At 41.6% G+C, this 18,968-nt stretch carries 22 protein-coding genes; 21 read left to right on the top strand and 1 reads right to left on the bottom strand.

From position 1 onward, the window contains the following. The 11 genes from hisC (at nt 1) to ypjB (ending at nt 10,001) form a co-directional block, all read left to right on the top strand. A complete protein-coding gene (hisC, locus tag MHI46_RS10380) occupies nt 1–1,098 on the top strand; it encodes a histidinol-phosphate transaminase (protein WP_144490275.1) in 1,098 nt (365 codons plus the stop codon). Nucleotides 1,099–1,213: 115 nt separating this feature from the next. Continuing rightward, entirely contained in the window at nt 1,214–2,329 is a 1,116-nt protein-coding gene (locus MHI46_RS10375; protein WP_039179536.1) for a prephenate dehydrogenase, read from the top strand. A gap of 10 nt (nt 2,330–2,339) precedes the next feature. After that, a complete protein-coding gene (aroA, locus tag MHI46_RS10370; protein ID WP_251180423.1) occupies nt 2,340–3,626 on the top strand; it encodes a 3-phosphoshikimate 1-carboxyvinyltransferase in 1,287 nt (428 codons plus the stop codon). 280 nt (nt 3,627–3,906) lie between these two features. Further along, complete coding sequence (locus tag MHI46_RS10365) at nt 3,907–5,178, top strand: tetratricopeptide repeat protein (protein WP_039179527.1); 1,272 nt, start codon at nt 3,907–3,909, stop codon at nt 5,176–5,178. A gap of 75 nt (nt 5,179–5,253) precedes the next feature. Continuing rightward, on the top strand, nt 5,254–5,793 hold the full coding sequence (locus MHI46_RS10360) for a ReoY family proteolytic degradation factor (RefSeq protein ID WP_008344562.1): 540 nt from the start codon (nt 5,254–5,256) through the stop codon (nt 5,791–5,793). A gap of 61 nt (nt 5,794–5,854) precedes the next feature. Further along, the gene (locus MHI46_RS10355; protein ID WP_058837949.1) at nt 5,855–6,301 is read left to right on the top strand and encodes a YpiF family protein; all 447 of its coding nucleotides are present in this window, start codon (nt 5,855–5,857) and stop codon (nt 6,299–6,301) included. Nucleotides 6,302–6,445: 144 nt separating this feature from the next. After that, nucleotides 6,446–6,952 (top strand): ubiquinol-cytochrome c reductase iron-sulfur subunit, encoded by a 507-nt coding sequence (locus MHI46_RS10350; protein WP_007500911.1) that lies wholly within the window; start codon nt 6,446–6,448, stop codon nt 6,950–6,952. Between the two features lie 2 nt (nt 6,953–6,954). After that, nucleotides 6,955–7,629 (top strand): menaquinol-cytochrome c reductase cytochrome b subunit, encoded by a 675-nt coding sequence (qcrB, locus tag MHI46_RS10345; RefSeq protein WP_003215804.1) that lies wholly within the window; start codon nt 6,955–6,957, stop codon nt 7,627–7,629. A 41-nt stretch (nt 7,630–7,670) separates the two neighbouring features. Further along, nucleotides 7,671–8,438 (top strand): menaquinol-cytochrome c reductase cytochrome b/c subunit, encoded by a 768-nt coding sequence (locus tag MHI46_RS10340; RefSeq protein ID WP_039179522.1) that lies wholly within the window; start codon nt 7,671–7,673, stop codon nt 8,436–8,438. Nucleotides 8,439–8,538: 100 nt separating this feature from the next. Beyond that, a complete protein-coding gene (locus tag MHI46_RS10335; RefSeq protein WP_342502819.1) occupies nt 8,539–9,132 on the top strand; it encodes a DUF1405 domain-containing protein in 594 nt (197 codons plus the stop codon). Nucleotides 9,133–9,197: 65 nt separating this feature from the next. After that, a complete protein-coding gene (gene ypjB / locus MHI46_RS10330) occupies nt 9,198–10,001 on the top strand; it encodes a sporulation protein YpjB (RefSeq protein ID WP_034280441.1) in 804 nt (267 codons plus the stop codon). A 30-nt stretch (nt 10,002–10,031) separates the two neighbouring features. Here ypjB and MHI46_RS10325 read toward each other — a convergent pair whose 3' ends face one another. Next, nucleotides 10,032–10,904, bottom strand: a complete 873-nt coding sequence (locus tag MHI46_RS10325) for a YitT family protein (protein WP_024422789.1) — start codon at nt 10,902–10,904, stop codon at nt 10,032–10,034. Nucleotides 10,905–11,041: 137 nt separating this feature from the next. On the opposite strand from MHI46_RS10325, the gene MHI46_RS10320 reads away from it, so the two are divergent. The 10 genes from MHI46_RS10320 to panD all read left to right on the top strand — a co-directional run bounded on the left by MHI46_RS10320 (nt 11,042) and on the right by panD (nt 18,889). Further along, nucleotides 11,042–11,377: a nucleotide pyrophosphohydrolase gene (locus tag MHI46_RS10320; protein WP_024422788.1), complete on the top strand. Its 336-nt coding sequence runs from the start codon at nt 11,042–11,044 to the stop codon at nt 11,375–11,377. A gap of 5 nt (nt 11,378–11,382) precedes the next feature. After that, complete coding sequence (dapB, locus tag MHI46_RS10315; protein ID WP_039179514.1) at nt 11,383–12,186, top strand: 4-hydroxy-tetrahydrodipicolinate reductase; 804 nt, start codon at nt 11,383–11,385, stop codon at nt 12,184–12,186. Between the two features lie 17 nt (nt 12,187–12,203). Beyond that, nucleotides 12,204–12,623 (top strand): methylglyoxal synthase, encoded by a 420-nt coding sequence (gene mgsA, locus MHI46_RS10310; protein ID WP_034280445.1) that lies wholly within the window; start codon nt 12,204–12,206, stop codon nt 12,621–12,623. After that, a complete protein-coding gene (gene bshB1 / locus MHI46_RS10305) occupies nt 12,610–13,314 on the top strand; it encodes a bacillithiol biosynthesis deacetylase BshB1 (RefSeq protein ID WP_064497524.1) in 705 nt (234 codons plus the stop codon). Before mgsA ends, bshB1 begins: the two co-directional genes overlap by 14 nt. Before the next feature lie 2 nt (nt 13,315–13,316). Next, entirely contained in the window at nt 13,317–14,462 is a 1,146-nt protein-coding gene (gene bshA, locus MHI46_RS10300) for an N-acetyl-alpha-D-glucosaminyl L-malate synthase BshA (RefSeq protein WP_039179506.1), read from the top strand. Beyond that, nucleotides 14,455–15,657 carry a CCA tRNA nucleotidyltransferase gene (locus tag MHI46_RS10295; protein ID WP_342502818.1) on the top strand — a complete coding sequence of 401 codons (1,203 nt, stop codon included), beginning with the start codon at nt 14,455–14,457 and terminating at the stop codon, nt 15,655–15,657. Before bshA ends, MHI46_RS10295 begins: the two co-directional genes overlap by 8 nt. After that, nucleotides 15,630–16,613, top strand: a complete 984-nt coding sequence (locus tag MHI46_RS10290; RefSeq protein ID WP_342502817.1) for a biotin--[acetyl-CoA-carboxylase] ligase — start codon at nt 15,630–15,632, stop codon at nt 16,611–16,613. Before MHI46_RS10295 ends, MHI46_RS10290 begins: the two co-directional genes overlap by 28 nt. Before the next feature lie 197 nt (nt 16,614–16,810). Continuing rightward, on the top strand, nt 16,811–17,650 hold the full coding sequence (panB, locus tag MHI46_RS10285; RefSeq protein ID WP_024422781.1) for a 3-methyl-2-oxobutanoate hydroxymethyltransferase: 840 nt from the start codon (nt 16,811–16,813) through the stop codon (nt 17,648–17,650). Then, on the top strand, nt 17,647–18,513 hold the full coding sequence (panC, locus tag MHI46_RS10280; RefSeq protein ID WP_039179497.1) for a pantoate--beta-alanine ligase: 867 nt from the start codon (nt 17,647–17,649) through the stop codon (nt 18,511–18,513). Before panB ends, panC begins: the two co-directional genes overlap by 4 nt. Beyond that, nucleotides 18,506–18,889: an aspartate 1-decarboxylase gene (gene panD, locus MHI46_RS10275; RefSeq protein WP_342502816.1), complete on the top strand. Its 384-nt coding sequence runs from the start codon at nt 18,506–18,508 to the stop codon at nt 18,887–18,889. The genes panC and panD overlap by 8 nt, the downstream gene beginning before the upstream one ends. Nucleotides 18,890–18,968: the final 79 nt, after the last annotated feature.

Here is an 18,968-nt window from a genome sequence, read left to right as displayed (position 1 = left end):
TTGCAAATCAAAGATCAATTAAAACAGCTTAAACCGTATCAACCTGGGAAACCAATTGAAGAGGTCAAAAAAGAATATCAATTAGACAAAATTGTGAAATTGGCTTCAAATGAAAACCCTTTTGGATGTTCCGTACATGCAAGAGAGGCGATACAGGCCGAGCTCGAACATTTAGCGATTTATCCAGATGGATACAGCGCAAGTTTAAGAACGGAGCTGGCTGAATTTCTTCAAGTAAGTGAAAAACAATTAATTTTCGGGAATGGCTCAGATGAACTTGTGCAAATTATTGCAAGAGCATTCCTTGATCAACATACAAATACCGTCATCCCATCTCCATCTTTTCCGCAATACCGTCACAATGCAGTGATTGAACATGCTGAAATTCGAGAAGTGCCTCTTTTAGACGGAGGAGCTCACGATCTGAAGGGCATGCTGGATGCGATCAATGAAAACACGAAGGTTGTCTGGGTATGTAATCCAAATAACCCGACGGGAAATCATTTGTCAGAATCTGAGCTTGTGGCGTTTTTAGACGAAGTGCCGGCTCACGTGCTTGTTGTACTAGATGAAGCGTATGTTGAATACGTTCGTGCAGAAGATTTTCCAGACAGTTTATCTTTATTACAATCCTATCAAAATGTCATTGTACTTCGAACGTTTTCTAAAGCGTATGGACTTGCAGCACTTCGAGTAGGCTACGGGATTGCATCAGAAGAGCTGATTACTGCCATTGAACCAGCGAGAGAGCCGTTTAATACTAGCCGTATCGCTCAGGCAGCTGCGCGTGCAGCGATAAAAGACCAAGACTTCATTCAATCATGCAGACAGAAAAATGAAGCAGGTCTCAAGCAATACCAAGATTTCGCTGACCGTTTTGGACTATATATCTATCCATCTCAAACAAACTTTGTGCTGATTGATTTTAAACGAGATGCAGATGAATTGTTCAATGCATTATTGAAAAAAGGTTACATTGTTCGTTCCGGTAAAGCACTTGGTTTTCCGACTTCTTTACGTATTACCGTCGGAACAAAAGAGCAAAATGAAGAAATTCTAAGTACACTTGCCGATTTACTGCAAGGCATTCGTGCGTAGCATAACCATAAAGTCATATCCTAATGCAGGATATGGCTTTCATTGTACCAACCTCCTATACATATAAGCTGTTGAAATAGGTTGTTTAATTTTCGCGAAAAATCAGGTGATGAATATGAACGATGCAAACGAAACAATATTAATCGCTGGACTCGGTTTAATCGGTGGGTCCATTGCACTCTCGATTAAAAAAGAGTATCCTCATAAAAAAATTGTAGGATTTGATGTTTCCAAAGAGCAAATGGTTGCTGCAACAAAGCTGGGAATTATTGATGCAACAGCTGATTCGTTTCTAGCGGGTTTAGAAGAATCTTCGACCATTATTTTGGCAACACCTGTCCAGCAAACAGTAAAGATGCTTAGTGATATTGCAGACTCTGGAATTGAAAGAGAGCTCACAATCACTGATGTCGGCAGCACAAAGCAAAAGGTCGTCCATTTTGCTGAAAAAGCGCTGCCTGAGCATTACCAATTTATTGGTGGCCATCCAATGGCAGGCTCTCATAAGTCAGGTGTTATTGCAGCAAAAGACTTTTTATTTGAAAATGCGTTCTACATTTTAACGCCTGCAAAGGAAACAAACCGTCAAGCTGTTGATCGGTTGATGGATTTGTTAAAGGGGACAAATGCTCATTTCATCGAGATGACACCAGAAGAACATGATGCTGTGACAAGTGTCATTAGCCATTTTCCTCATATTGTTGCAGCCAGTCTTGTGCATCAAGCGCATCATTTTGAAGAACAATTCCCACTTGTTAAACGGTTTGCTGCTGGAGGCTTTCGTGATATCACACGAATTGCTTCAAGTAATCCTGCAATGTGGCGGGATATCCTGCTGCACAATAAACACAAGATTTTAGACCGTTTTCATGAATGGAAAAAAGAGATTAATCGCATTGAGACCTTCGTACAGCAAGAAGATGCTGAAGGATTGTTCTCTTATTTTCAAGATGCAAAGGAATATCGCGATGGACTTCCTCTAAGGAAAAAAGGAGCTATTCCTGCTTTTTATGATCTGTATGTCGATGTTCCGGATCACCCTGGGGTCATTTCGGAGATTACAGGGCATCTAGCAAGTGAAAACATTAGTATTACAAATATCCGTATTATTGAGACGCGGGAAGACATTAATGGGATTTTACGCATTAGTTTTCAAACAGATGACGACCGCAAGCGTGCAGAAATCTGTATAAAAAATAGAGCGAATTACGATACATTTTATGCTGACTGAGGTGACAAACATGAAAATTCATAAAAATGCTCCTATGAATGGAGAAATTCATATCCCAGGTGATAAATCTATTTCACATAGATCAGTGATGTTTGGTGCAATTGCTGATGGAACCACAGTAGTGAAAAACTTTCTTCCTGGAGCTGATTGTTTAAGTACGATTGATTGCTTTAGAAAGATGGGCGTTGAAATTGAACAAAAAGGGACAGATGTTGTCATTCATGGTAAGGGACTGAAAGAGCTCAAGGAGCCGTCTGACATTCTCGATGTTGGCAACTCTGGTACAACCATTCGATTAATGATGGGAATATTAGCTGGTTGTGAGTTCCACAGTACACTAATTGGTGATGAGAGTATTGCCAAAAGACCAATGAAACGTGTGACGGGTCCGCTTAAACAACTAGGAGCCAAAATAGACGGCAGAGCAAATGGCGAGTATACACCACTATCTATACGTGGCGGTCATTTAAAAGGCATAACTTATGAATCTCCAGTGGCAAGTGCACAAATTAAGTCCGCTGTCCTTTTAGCTGGGCTGCAAGCAGAGGGCACAACGACATTAATTGAACCACATAAATCAAGAGATCATACAGAAAGAATGCTCTCAATGTTTGGTGTAAAACTAGATGAAGATAAACAAAGTGTTTCCATTGAAGGCGGCCAAACATTAACAGCAACAGATATATTTGTTCCTGGGGACATCTCTTCAGCTGCATTTTTCCTTGTAGCTGGATCAATCGTTCCGAATAGCCAGATTGTCTTAAAAAAAGTCGGGCTAAACAAAACAAGAACAGGTATTATTGATGTACTGAAACTTATGGGGGCAAATCTTGAGATCAATGAAGTAGATGCCAAAGGCGGAGAACCGTACGGTGATTTAACCATTTCTACTTCATCATTAAAAGGGATTGAAATTTCTGGTGACATGATTTCAAGACTCATCGATGAAATTCCGATTATTGCGCTTCTTGCGACCCAAGCAGAAGGAACAACAATCATTAAAGATGCCGCTGAGTTAAAAGTAAAAGAAACCAATCGAATTGATACAGTCGTATCAGAACTTAAAAAACTCGGTGCTGATATTGAAGCAACAGATGATGGTATGAAGATTCATGGTAAAACTAAGCTTCAAGGCGGCGCAGTCGTTTCAAGCTACGGAGATCACCGTATCGGTATGATGCTGGGAATTGCCGCATGTGTGACAAAGCAAGCAATTGAGATTGAAGATACGGAAGCTGTTCGTGTCTCATACCCAAATTTCTTTGAACACATTGAATATTTAACGAAAACAGTCTGAGGATGTCCTCAGGCTTTTTCTTTCCTTCTGCATATTTGTCAGAAATATAGCATAGCTTGTCTCAAGGTGAAACCTTGAAAAAAAACATTTTGTCCGATAAAAATAGTGTCTGCAGTTTACAAATCATCAGTTTCGTATAGGATGAAATGAAAAACAGTCTTTAAAACACAAAAATGGGTTCATTTTAAAAGAGCAACATATTTGCTGGATGTGCACCTGTCGATTATGATATGAAGTAACAATAGTTTAGGTTTTTGGAAACAGAAAGGAACGGTTTGATTTGAATAGTTCATTACAAGAAGCCATAAAATTAGTTGAGGCGGGTGAGACTGAAAAAGGACTCCAAACACTTGCTCAAGCAGAGAAGCATTTGCATGATGAAGAAAAGGCGCAAGCGGCTCAATTATATTATGATTGGGGAGATATCGATAAAGCACGGAATCTCATCAGTGATTTACATGATTTATATCCAGAGGAAACAGGTTTAACGTGTTTTTATGCAGAGCTGCTGATTGACTCTGATGAAGAAGAGAAGGCGATTGCAGTATTAGAAACGATTCCTGAAGATGATGATGCGTACCCAGAGAGTTTATTGTTAATGGCAGATTTGTATCAAATGCAAGGACTATTTGAAGTCAGTGAACAAAAGCTTTTAAAAGCGAAAGAACTACTTCCGAATGAAGCTATCATCGATTTTGCATTAGGTGAGTTGTATTTTTCTCAAGGTCTTTCAAAGAAAGCGGCTGATTTTTTCTACAAAGTGGCAGATCAACAGCATGAGGTTGGCGGGGTCAATGTGTATCAGCGGCTTGCTGAATCACTCAGTACAGCTGGAGAATTTGAGGATGCACTTGAATGGTACGAAAAGGCAGTAAAAGATCAAGCAGACCCGAACACTCTTTTTGGCTACGGATTTACAGCGATGAGGGCTGGCAGAACAAAAACAGCCATTCAGCAGCTTACAGAACTGAAAGATATTGATCCATCCTATTCGTCACTTTATATGCCTTTAGCGAAAAGTTATGAGGAAGAAGGACTATATCACGAGGCTTTAGAGGTAGTAAAAGAGGGTATTAAAGTTGATGAGTATAACAAAGAATTATATTTATATGGTGCCAAGATTGATTTGAAAAATGGGGATTCAGAAGATGCGAAAAAACTGCTTCAAGAAGCACTTGCTCTCGATCCGGGTTATATTGAAGCAGTTCAAACATTGCTGGCGATCTATTTAAATGAAGAGCTGTTTGATGAAATTCTAGATGTTATTAAAGAGGTTAAAAGCTTTGGGGAAGATGATCCAAAATGGAATTGGTATGCTGCATCTGCTTCTGTCGGGCGAGAAGAATACAAAGAAGCTGCCGAGTATTTCAAGCTTGCCCTGCCTGATTTTGATGAGGAACGTGACTTTTTATATGAATACGCTTCGTTCCTTTTAGAAGAGGGCAGACAAAAAGAAGCACTGCCGTTATTACGCAAAGTTCTAGAGAAAGATGGCACAAATGAAGAAATTGAAGAAACGATTTTAAGAATTGAAGACGAAATTTCCTTATAGTTTGCAGGAATGAAGAACTGGTTTGTTGAATAATTCATGTATAGCAATTTAATTTACGATAGAGGAGGGAATAACATGCAGACCCCTGTTTCTGTCAATGAAAAGAAGGAATTTATCCGGTGGTTCTTAAACCATTATCAGCTAAAGCGAAGAGAGTGTGTTTGGATATTAAATTATTTAATGAGTCACGACTCTTTGATGGAAAAGGTTCATTTTGTAGAGCAAGCAGAATTTTGCCCAAGGGGAATCATCATGTCAACACACTGTGTGGATGAAGTTCCCTTTAGATTTTATAAAGAAAACATCATGACGACAGATGCTGAAAAATCATTTCATGATATTCGTTTGAATAAACAGCAGGACTTGTTTATTCAATTGAATTTCCGTTCTGCTTATCGTTCGCCGGAATATGCAGCTGTTCTTGAAACAAATCCCCATATTCCAAAGGATCTTTATGAGAATGAAAAAGATAAGGATCTTGCTGAGAAAGTGCTTGAGCACTCAATCGCAACTTTCCAAAAAGAACGGCTCATGAAAGAGATAGATGAAGCACTTGACCGTCATGATCAAGAAACATTTAATAAGCTGGCAAAAGAATTAAGCCTATTGTCATAAACTGAACGAATAAGCCTTGCCCTATACAGGCAGGGCTTATGTCATGAAAGAGGGGAAATTGATGAAGTTTCAAGCAGAGGACGCGGATCGCTTTTTGCAATCTAAATCTTACATTGATACCGCTATCATTCCATTAGTTGGGATTAACGCAGATCAAATGAAACAAACCGTGTCTTTAGGAGAGTTTACTATTCTTGTAGCAGAGGAACTTGAAAGACAATTAAAAGGGCGGGTTTTTCTTTTTCCACCACATACATATTTAGAAGTGAGTGACCGGAAACAAGAAGACATACTCACAATGAAGCAGTCGCTCAAAGATCATTTTCAGCATGTCGCACTGATCACATCTGATCACCAGTGGAAAGAGCATGCTGAGATCAGCGAATCGCTATTTTTGCTCAAGCCGGTTCCGCTGGAGCATTTGAAGGTTGAATTAAAGCAAAAAGTCATTCAAGACAGTGTAGAACAAATTTTGAACTTTTTGTTACAAAAATGGAACCCTTCATAAAAACCCTTACATTTGCATTGTACATAGCTTTTTAGGATGTTGACCTTGTGAATAGATTGATATATTATGAGGGTGTCCTAGTTTTATGAAATTTTTTCTAATTCAGTTATAAAGTAGCTGACGACCTGAGGGGGGGAGAAAAAAATGAGCGAGAAGAGACATGGAGTGTCCAGGCGTCAATTTTTGAATTACACGTTGACCGGCGTGGGGGGATTTATGGCCGCTGGAATGCTCATGCCTATGGTTCGCTTTGCGCTTGACCCTGTGCTAAAAGGAACAGAGGATCAGGATATGGTTCAAGTTGTCAGTGTAGATGAACTGACAAAGGAACCGAAGCGCTTTGACTTTAAAATTGATCAAGTAGATGCATGGTATGAGTCAAAGGAATCTAGGTCAGCATGGGTGTACAAAGAAGGGGATGAAATTGTCGCTTTATCGCCAATCTGTAAACATTTAGGATGTACAGTGAACTGGAACAGTGATCCGAAAAATCCAAACAAATTTTTCTGCCCGTGCCATTATGGGCTGTACGACAAGGATGGTACAAACGTACCCGGAACTCCACCGCTTGCACCGCTTGACCATTATAAGCAGCAAGTGAAGGACGGATACCTCTATCTTGGAAAAGCTGTGCCGAAAGGGGAAGGGTAACGATGCTTAACAAGATTTACGATTGGGTAGATGAGCGGCTAGACATTACACCGATATGGAGAGATATTGCGGATCACGAGGTGCCAGAGCACGTCAATCCAGCACATCATTTCTCCGCTTTTGTGTACTGTTTTGGCGGTTTAACGTTTTTTGTGACAGTCATTCAAGTCCTGTCGGGCATGTTTTTAACGATGTATTACGTGCCGGATATTAAAAATGCCTGGGAATCTGTCTATTATTTGCAAAATGAAGTGGCATTTGGCCAGATTGTCAGAGGGATGCACCACTGGGGTGCGAGTTTAGTCATTGTGATGATGTTTTTACATACGCTAAGGGTCTTTTTCCAAGGGGCGTATAAAAAGCCTAGAGAGCTGAACTGGATTGTTGGTGTGCTCATTTTCTTTGTGATGCTTGGACTTGGTTTTACAGGTTATCTTTTACCATGGGATATGAAGGCGCTGTTTGCGACGAAGGTTGGTCTTCAAATAGCAGAAGCAACACCTTTCATTGGTAAAGAGATCAAAACGCTGCTTGCAGGTCATCCTGACATTGTAGGGGCACAAACGCTGACGAGATTCTTCGCTATCCACGTCTTTTTCTTGCCAGCGGCATTATTTGGGCTGATGGCTGCCCACTTTATTATGATTCGTAAGCAAGGAATTTCTGGACCGCTATAAAATGTTGCGTTTGATGAATGTTCAATGAGGAGGGGATGACTTTGCATAGGGGAAAAGGGATGAAGTTTGTCGGAGATTCCAGAATACCGGCAGAAAGAAAACCTAACATACCTAAAGACTATTCCGAATATCCGGGAAAAACAGAAGCCTTTTGGCCGAACTTTCTTTTAAAGGAATGGCTTGTAGGTGCCGTTTTTTTAATTGGATTTCTTGTCCTAACTGTTGTTCATGCGCCTCCGCTTGAGCGGATGGCTGATCCGACAGATACTGGCTATATTCCGCTGCCAGACTGGTATTTCCTATTTTTGTACCAGTTATTAAAATATGAATTTGCTGCAGGTAGCTTCACTGTCGTTGGCGCGATGATTATGCCTGGAATCGCGTTTGGTGCACTTTTGCTCGCACCATTTCTTGATTCAGGTCCAGAACGCAGACCGTATAGAAGACCAATTGCAGTCGGGATGATGATCCTTGCAGTCGGCGCAGCAACATATTTAACGTGGGAGTCTGTTGCAACCCATGATTGGGAAGCAGCGGCAAAACAAGGTGAGATTAAGAAAGAAGCAGAGATTGATACTTCAGCTGAAGAGTATAAAATTTATCAAGAGCAGACATGTATCTCCTGTCACGGGGATAACATGCAGGGCGGAGCAGCCGGACCGTCACTTGTTGACAACGGTCTTTCGCCTGAGGAGATCGCTAAAATCGCTGTAGAAGGAAAAGGCAACATGCCTAAGGGTGTCTTTAAAGGCAGTGATGAAGAACTCGAGAAGCTCTCTAAATATTTATCTGAGGTCAAATCAAAATAATTCAGTTGTTTAAATGCAAGTACAAGGATATACTCAAAAGAGAAAAAGCTGGCGCTGTCAGCTTTTTTCTGATTTTAACAGATCGTGAGTGAAGAGACATATGAGATGGATTCAATATTTGCTAGCGACGCGCTACCTGCTTGTGCTGGTGCTTATGATCAATTTCCTTGGCACTGTGTACGGATACTATTGGTATATTCCGCAGCTCGTAGAGACGCCGGCTGTCTTTTTAGCTTTTGTACCAGACAGTCCAACGGCCAGCTTTTTCTTTTTATTTGTATTACTTGCGTTTTTGATGAAACGAAATGCTCCTTATTTTGAAGCACTTGCTCTTGTGACCTTGATTAAATATGGGCTATGGGCGGTAGGAATGAATATCTTTGTGCTTTTATCTGTTGATGATTTTCCGTGGGAAGGCTACATGCTGATTGGGTCTCACTTTGCGATGGCGGTTCAGGCTGTATTGTTTGCGCCGTATTATCGTTTCCAAATGCGTCATCTCGTGGTAGCGGGAATTTGGATTTTACATAACGATGTGATTGATTATGTATTTGGTATGATGCCGCGTTATTCTATGCTGTCTGCCTATTCAAACGAGATCGGTTATGCGACGTTTTGGTTAAGTATCGCGGTTCTTCTTGTTTCGTATTATCTCGTTCTATCGAAAAAATCGGTCAAGCTGGAACTTTCTTAACAATGTTGGTCTAACCTTGTCCTTTTCTTCATACGCTGTAAGGAGAAGGGCTAGGAGGGACTTGCATGAAACGAAAGCCAATCGCGATGATTCTATTATTTTTTCTCGTATTACATCCTGCTGTTGCCAAAGGTGAGGAAACAGCTGCTAACACGCTGCAAGAATTAACGGAACTATCAGATTCCATCTTTCAATTAACGAGACAAGCTAAATATGATGAGGCATTACAAGTCGCATTGTATGTTGAAAAGACATTTAAAGCTGAGAATTGGCGTGGAACTTTGACGAATACGCAGATTCGGCAAATTACACTTGGCTATCAAGATATGATAAAAGGGCTGCCGCAGGAAGAATTGAATGAGCGCGAAAAGCTTCGTTATGCTTCTCAATTTAGAATGCTGCTTGATGCGATCCAGTCGGATTCTGAGCCTCTTTGGGGTTCGCTCGAGAAGCCCATTATGGGGTCTTTTCCTACTTTGAAAAAAGAAGTGAAAGATCCAGAATCGACGACATTTTATGAAACTTGGAATGAGCTGGTTTCTTTATACGATATGATCTATCCGAGCTTAACCATTGATATTTCGCCTGAAAAGCTCCAGACGATTAAGCAGCATATGGAAGTGATTGAGCAAGGTGAATTTTTAAAAGCATCAAGTGGGACAAAGCTTGAACGTCTCACGAAGCTGGAAGAGGATTTATCGAGTGTGTTTGCTCACGTCGATGAAGATGAAGCTGATCCATCCCTTTTATGGGTCATCTTAACAACTGGGAGTATCATTTTACTAACGTTAACGTATGTTGGATTTCGGAAATATCGTGCTGAAAAAGAAAAGAAGCAAAAACGTCAGGCTGATTATCCTAAATCATAAAAAAAGAAGCCCAAAACTGGTGCTTCTTTTTTAATGTGGATTGAGCGGCTTTTTGTGTTCATCTAATGTAAAGCCTTCACCGAGTACATCATGCACGTCACTGACTGATACGAACGCATGAGGATCGACTGAGGTTACGACGCTTTTGAGGTGGACAAGCTCGTTTTTCGGAACGACGCAATAAAGGACGTTGCGCTCCTGCTTCGTATAGGAACCGACCCCTTTTAAGATGGTGACACCGCGCTCCATTTCATCCGTGATTTTCTTTTGAATGATGTCATCTTTTTCAGAGATAATCATGGCGCCTTTGGCAGCGTAAGCGCCTTCTTGCATGAAGTCAATGACCTTCGCAGCAACAAATACTGCGACAAGTGTATACATCGCTTCTTTATAGTTTAAGTAGGTAAGAGAAATGGTAATGACGCATGCGTCGAAGATGAACATTGTTCGTCCCATGGCCACCTGATAATGCTTGTTGATCAGCCTTGCAATGATGTCTACACCGCCTGTTGTACCGCCGAATTTAAAGATGATCCCGAGGCCTGTTCCGATAAACACACCTGCAAAGAGGGCGGCTAAGGCTAAATCGTGCTGGAGAGGCATATGTATTTGAAAGCGCTGGAAGATGGCAAGAAAGACAGAAAGACTGACTGTGCCTACAATTGTATAAGTAAACATCGTTCTGCCGAGCATTTTCCAGCCAATAAAAAAGATCGGAATGTTTAAGACAAGGTTTGAAATAGATGGGTCAATGTGAAATAGAAAATATAAAAGCAGTGTAATACCTGTAAATCCGCCTTCCGCCAAATTGTTCTGCATATTAAAATGAACAAGACCGAAAGAAAAAATCGCAGATCCTATTAAAATAAATACGATATTTTTAAGACGAATTTCTTTTAGCAAGAGATCACTCCTTTTTTTGCTTAGACAGCGATAATATTATATGGTATGGGAGAGAAACAAGCAAACTGAGTCTTAAACATTTGTCAAATATTTATGATTTCGCTAACATGTAAGAGATGGATAGGAGGATGAGCTTCATGACGAAAGAAAAAACGCTGCGTCACGTGCAGCAAGAAGTAGATGATTACATAGGACAATTTAAAGAAGGCTATTTCAGCCCGCTTGCCATGATGGCCCGTCTGACAGAAGAATTGGGAGAGCTGGCAAGAGAGGTTAACCATTACTATGGAGAAAAGCCGAAAAAAACAACGGAAACAGAAAAAAGTATGGAAGAAGAAATAGGCGATGTATTGTTTGTGTTAACATGCCTCGCTAATTCACTTGATATTTCACTAGAAGAAGCACATGACCGTGTGATGCATAAATTCAACACAAGAGATAAAGACCGCTGGACGAAAAAAGAAGGGAAGTAGAGACGATGACGAACGAAACCATCAAAGTAGTAATCGCTGGAGCAAGAGGAAGAATGGGGATAGAAGCTGTGAAGCTGGCGGAAGAAACAGGCCATTTTCAGCTGGTGGCCGCACTTGATCACGTGCATGAAGGAAAAAAATTATCTGATGTGATCCATACGACCTCTCATGCGCCAATTTATACGGATATTGATGTGTGTCTTTCAGAAACAGCACCAGATGTATTAATTGATCTGACGACACCAGAAATCGGGAAAGTACATACAAAAAAAGCACTTGAACATGGCGTGCGTCCAGTCGTAGGCACAACTGGATTTTCAGAAGATGACCTAAAAGAGCTTCAGCAATTAACAGAAGAAAAGGGCATAGGCTGTATTATTGCGCCAAACTTTGCTGTCGGTGCAGTCTTAATGATGAAATTTGCCAAAATGGCCGCGAATTATTTTCCTGACGTTGAAATCATTGAGCTTCACCATGATAAAAAACTAGATGCCCCAAGCGGTACGGGCTTAAAAACGGCTGAAATGATTGCAGAAGTAAGAGAAAGCAAAAAGCAGGGACATCCAGAAGAGAAAGAATTGATCGAAGGGGCACGAGGAGCAGATTATGATGGTATCCGTCTTCACAGCGTGAGACTTCCTGGTATGATTGCACATCAAGAAGTGCTGTTTGGAATGGACGGACAGACGCTCACCATTCGTCATGATTCTTATAACCGTGCATCCTTTATGTCAGGCGTGAAACTTTCAGTGGAACAGGTCATGCACATTGATCAGCTCGTCTATGGTTTAGAAAATATCATCGACTAATAAGGAGTGGATTCCTGATGAACATTGCTTTAATCGCTCACGATAAGAAAAAAAGTGACATGATACAGTTTGCCACCGCGTACCGTGATATTTTGGCAGATCATACACTTTACGCAACAGGGACAACAGGTTTGAGAGTGAAAGAAGCGACGGGGCTTCCCATTCATCGTTTCCAGTCAGGACCACTTGGGGGAGATCAGCAGATCGGTGCTTTAATTGCTGATAATGCAATGGATCTTGTGCTCTTTTTTAGAGACCCACTAACTGCGCAGCCGCATGAACCGGATGTATCTGCACTCATCCGGCTTTGCGATGTGTATACCATTCCATTAGCAACCAATATGGGAACCGCTGAAATTTTAGTCAGGAATTTAAATAAAGGTACGTTTGATTTTCGAGATGTAGCAAAAAACGGAGGAACAAATGAAACGACTTGATATCCTTGCATTCGGTGCCCATAGCGATGATGTAGAGATCGGAATGGGCGGAACGATTGCAAAATACGTAAAAAAAGGGGCGCGCGTCGGGATTTGCGACTTGACCCAAGCCGAATTATCTTCAAATGGAACGGTAGAGAGCCGCAAAGAAGAAGCAAAAGCCGCCGCCGCTATTTTAGGTGTCAGAGCGAGAATCCAGCTCACACTGCCAGATAGAGGGCTGTATCTAAATGACGAAGCGATGAAGGAAATTGCGGGCGTGATTCGAACATACAAACCGAAACTGATTTTCGCTCCGCACCACCAAGATCGGCATCCAGATCATGGCCATGCGGGCTCACTTGTAGAAGAGGCCGCTTTTTCTGCAGGTATACATAAATTTGAAGATTCATACAAGCAGCCAGCGCATAAAATAAGCCAAATGTATTATTACATGATTAATGGGCACCATCGTCCAGATTTTGTGATCGATATTTCTGAGGAAATGCACCAAAAAATTGATAGCTTGCATGCGTATAAAAGTCAATTTGTTAAATCGGCAAATTCAGTAGAAACACCTCTTGTGAACGGTTATATTGATTTTGTCAAAATGAGAGAGTCTATGTATGGAAGAGAAGTCAACAAAGCTTATGCAGAAGGGTTTATCACAAAGAAACCACTTTTGATGGACGATGACTTACTTGGGGGGTAATTATGAAAAAACTGAAGGTCGGAATTACATGTTATCCAAGTGTTGGCGGATCGGGCATTATAGCCACGGAGCTTGGAAAACGTTTAGCTGAAAAAGGGCACGATGTTCATTTCATTACCTCTAGCATTCCGTTTAGGCTTAATAAAGTGTATCCGAATATTTATTTTCATGAGGTGGATGTGAATCAATATGCTGTCTTTCAATATCCGCCTTATGACCTTGCGCTGGCAAGTAAATTGGCAGAAGTCGCAAAACGAGAAAAGCTTGATATTATTCACGCGCATTATGCGGTCCCGCACGCTGTCTGTGCGTTTCTAGCCAAACAAATGACTGGACACTCTGTGAAAGTCGTTACGACGCTTCATGGAACGGATATTACGGTTTTAGGCTATGATCCATCATTAAAGGAAGTCATTCGGTTCGCCATCGAATCATCGGATCGTGTGACGGCGGTGTCGCATTCATTAGCTGCGCAGACGTACGATCTCATCAAACCAGATAAAAAGATTGATACGATTCATAATTTTGTTGATGAACGGGTGTATTTGCGTGAAGATCACGATTTGCTAAAGACACATTATGGTCTTTTACCGAACGAAAAAGTTATCATCCATGTATCAAACTTTCGAAAAGTGAAACGGGTGCATGATGTGATTCATGTGTTTCAAAAGATTTCTGAACAGGTGCAGGCAAAGCTACTGCTCATTGGTGATGGTCCTGAAAAATCGGTCGTATGCGAACTTGTGAAAAAACTGGGACTGACAGACCGCGTGTTGTTTTTAGGCAAGCAAGAGAAGGTTGAGGAGCTTTATTCAATAAGTGATTTGAAGCTGCTTCTTTCAGAGAAGGAGAGCTTTGGGCTTGTGCTTCTTGAAGCAATGGCGTGCGGTGTCCCTTGTATCGGAACGGATGTCGGAGGTATTCCAGAGGTCATTACACATGGAGAAACAGGGTTTCTTGTCCCGCTCGGCGATATAGACGGAGCAGCAAAGCACGCAGTGTCTCTGCTAAAAGACGAAGCGCTTCATGAAAAAGTGTCAGCGGCAGCTCAGTCTAGTGTTCAGGCTCATTTCTCCTCTGAAAAGATTGTGAGTGAATATGAAAAGCTTTACCTAGAATTGATCGAAGGTGATGTTGAAGATGAATGAACCATTCACACATGCGATCCCTATATTACATACACTGCACGAACATGGGCATCAGGCTTACTTTGTCGGTGGAGCGGTGAGAGATGTTCTATTAGGACGGGAAATCGGCGATATCGATATTGCGACAGATGCAACACCTGATAAGGTTGAGTCCTTATTTGAAAAAACAGTAGATGTCGGTAAGGAGCATGGCACTGTCATTGTGTTACATGAGGGTGTCAGCTATGAGGTCACGACATTTCGAACGGAATCAGAATATGAAGATTTTCGCAGACCGAAAGAAGTGGCGTTTATTACGTCGCTTAAGGAAGATCTTTTAAGAAGAGATTTAACGATTAATGCGATGGCTATGGATATAAACGGGGAAATCATTGATCATGTAGGTGGTAAACAGGATATTAAGCGGAAACGAATTCAAACCGTCGGAGATCCTGCGTGCCGCTTTCAAGAAGATGCGCTTCGTATGATGAGAGCTGTCCGTTTTTTAAGCCAGCTTGGCTTTGAGCTCGCTGATGAGACGGCTAAAGCTATGAAAAAAGATAAGCATCTGCTTGCCAACATATCGGTTGAGCGCAAAAAGATTGAAATGGAGAAGCTTTTAAAAGGCCGTCATTGTGAGCAGGCCATTCAAGTGCTTATCTCAACTAGGTTATATGAAGAATTACCAGGTCTCAAAGAGGATCGTCTTCACGAATCCTTTCAATCCTTTCCATATTACTTACTGGATGGACTAGAAGAAGTATGGGGGGCTTGTATCCATTTGCTTGGCCTAGATGAAGCGGAGGCTGCGGTCTTCTTAAAAGAATGGAAGCTGTCAACGAAGCTTTTAAAAGACGCAATAGCTATTAGTAAATACGTTGATTGTGACTGGGATGCGGAAAACATGTTTGAAGCTGGTGAACACGTGCTCTTATCTAGTTTGAAGATCACGCAGCTAAAACATGAACGCCGCATTTTCTTTGATGAGCTGGAGGCAGCGAAGCGTTCTTATGATGCACTGCCGATTAAAAAGCTCCAAGACCTCGCTGTTTCAGGAAAAGATTTAATGGCCTTTCGGCAAAAGACGTCTGGGAAATGGATTGCAGAAGAGCTTCATTTTGTGAAAAAAGCTGTTTTGCAAAACCGTTTAGAAAACCGAAAAGAAGCCATAGAGGAGTGGCTTAAAGAATGCGATCCGCAATTAGAAAACGATTAATTGAACTATTTACAGCATCCAGCCAGGAATTTGTCTCAAGTCAGCAAATTTGTGATGAGCTTGGCTGCTCCCGAACGGCTGTATGGAAGCATATGGAAGACTTGCGAAAAGAGGGGTATGAGGTAGAAGCGGTCAGAAGAAAAGGATACCGTCTGCTTCGTAAACCGGACAAAATTAGTGAGGACGAAATTCTGTTTGGTCTTGAAACAGAGAGCTTCGGCAGGCATATTTACTTTCAGAAAGAAGTCGCTTCAACTCAGCTGATTGCCCATGATCTTGTAAATGAAGGTGCGCCCCACGGCACGATCGTTGTCAGCGATCACCAGACAGACGGAAAAGGCCGCCTTCAAAGAACGTGGCATTCACCCAATGGGACAGGCATTTGGATGAGTCTCATTCTCCGGCCTGAGATCCCGCTATATAAAGCGCCGCAAATGACGCTTTTGGCATCAGTAGCCATCGCAGAAGCGATTGCGAAGCAAACAGGACTCACTCCATCAATTAAATGGCCAAACGATATTTTGTTGAATGGAAAAAAGGTCGTTGGCATTCTGACTGAATTAAAAGCAGAAGCTGACCAGGTTCATGCGGTCATTATTGGACCGGGCATAAATGTGAACCAAACAGCTGATGACTTCCCAGCTGAACTAAAGGATGTCGCCACAAGTCTGCGAATGGAACTGAATGAAAAAGTGGATCGGGCTGCACTCATACAACAGATCATGTCCACCTTTGAAAAAAGATATGATGATTATATGAAGCAAGGATTTGCACCAATTAAACAACTATGGGAATCGTTAGCGATGACGATCGGTCAACATATTGTTGCCCGCACCGTCAATGGGCAATATACGGGGAAGGCGCTTGGAATCAATGAAGAAGGTGTTTTATTGCTTGAAACGGAGGACGGTATCCAAAAAATCTACTCCGCTGACATTGAGATCAAGTCAACTTGAGTGGAACACCCGGCACATTTTTGATATACTTCGTGTGGGCAGTATCTGCAAAGAACTGTACCTGTTAGGAAGAAAAATTTGATAAATTTCTGCCTTGATCCTAAGGGACTTGGACAGAGGGATGATTCGCCGCACATGAGAAATTAACGCATGTGATGTGAGGCAAGCCATCTCCTCTCCAGAATGAGGAGGAACAAATGAAGACAAAGCTAGATTTTTTCAAAATGAAAGAACAAAATGAACCTATTGTGATGCTGACCGCATACGACTATCCAGCTGCAAAGCAAGCGGAAAAAGCGGAAGTCGACATGATCTTAGTTGGTGATTCACTTGGGATGGTTGTACTTGGATTAGATTCCACAGTTCAAGTCACGATGGATGATATGATCCATCACACAAAAGCAGTGAAAAGAGGCGCAAAAGACACATTTGTTGTGACTGATATGCCATTTATGTCTTACCATTATTCGTTAGAAGAAACAATGAAAAATGCAGCACGCATCATGCAAGAAAGCGGTGCCGATGCCTTAAAGCTAGAAGGCGGAGATGGAGTATTTGAATCCATTCAAGCTCTAACAAGAGGCGGCATTCCTGTCGTCAGTCATTTAGGCCTCACACCTCAATCTGTTGGTGTACTTGGCGGGTATAAGGTGCAAGGAAAAGACCACGAAAGTGCTCAAAAATTGATTGAAGACAGCTTGAAATGTGAGGAAGCTGGTGCAATCGCACTTGTGCTGGAATGCGTACCTGGCGAACTGACAAAACGAATTACCGACATGCTGAAGATTCCTGTGATCGGAATTGGTGCAGGAGCTGAGGCAGACGGACAAGTTCTTGTTTACCATGATGTGGTAGGATACGGGGTGTCTAGAACACCTAAGTTTGTGAAACAATACGCGCAAATTGATACTGTTTTAGAAGAAGCGCTCATTCAATATACAAAAGAAGTAAAAGCACGCACATTTCCAGAGGACATGCACACGTTTCATATCAAAGAAGAAGTCCTTGATGGCTTATATGGGGGAATCAAAAAATGAACGTTGTCACCCATATTCACGAGCTAAAAGAATTAATCAAGCAGCATCAAGATAAGCAGCATTCCATCGGTTTTGTTCCAACGATGGGCTTTCTTCATGAAGGACATCTGACGCTTGCGAGGGAAGCAAGAGGACAAAATGACATTGTCGTAATGAGTATTTTTGTCAATCCTTTGCAATTTGGACCAAATGAAGACTTTGAATCCTATCCAAGGGATATAGAAAGAGACCAGCGTCTTGCAGAAGCAGCAGGAGTGGACATTTTATTTACACCTGATGTGAAAGAAATGTACCAAAATGAACCATCTATTACGATGACGGTTCAAAAGCGGACGGATGTCTTATGCGGAAAAAAACGTCCAGGACATTTTGACGGCGTTGTCACTGTGCTTACAAAGCTGTTTCATCTTGTGTCACCAACAAATGTCTACTTTGGTCTAAAGGATGCACAGCAAGTCGCTGTGATCGATGCGATGATCAAGGATTTCTTCTTTGATCTTCACCTTGTATCTGTACCAACAGTCAGAGAAGAAGACGGTTTAGCGAAAAGCTCAAGGAATGTGTACTTGTCAGAAAAAGAAAGACAAGAAGCACCTGCTTTATACCGCGCATTAACAAAAGGACGGTCAGCTGTTGAAAAAGGTGAACGTGATGTCAGCCGTGTGTATCAGCTGATTGAAGAGGAACTTGTTCAGACGAGCGGGGAAATTGATTATATTGAGATCTACTCATATCCAGAACTTGAGCCGCTTGAACAGTTAGCAGGTCAAGTCATTATGGCGATTGCGGTGAAATTTTCACGGGCAAGACTGATTGATAATGTGATTTTCCATGTTCCTGAAAGCGGTGAAAAACATGTATAGAACCTTTATGACATCTAAGCTTCATAAAGCGACGGTAACAGAAGCAAACTTACATTATGTAGGAAGTATTACAATTGACGAAGATTTACTTGATGCGGCAGGTATGATGGCAAATGAGAAAGTACAAATTGTCAATAATCATAATGGCGCGAGACTTGAAACATATATTATTCCTGGCGAAAGAAAGAGCGGTGTCATTTGTCTAAATGGGGCGGCGGCGAGATTGGTTCAGCCAGGGGATGAAGTCATTATTATCGCTTATGGGATGCTGTCAGAAGAAGAAGAAAAGACACATACACCAAAAGTGGTCGTGTTAAATAAACAAAATCAAATTGAACAAATGATTGGGCAAGAGCCTGCTAGAACGATTTTATAACGCAAGTTCCGTAGAAACAGAACAGTTTCAGGAAGAGAAGCTGTTCTGTTTCATCTATTTTGTCCAGAGCGTGTTTCAC

Source organism: Bacillus sp. FSL K6-1000, assembly GCF_038630785.1.
Classification (GTDB): domain Bacteria; phylum Bacillota; class Bacilli; order Bacillales; family Bacillaceae; genus Bacillus; species Bacillus safensis.
Note: the sequence above shows the minus strand (reverse complement) of the source record. Positions and strands in the feature narration are given on the sequence as shown.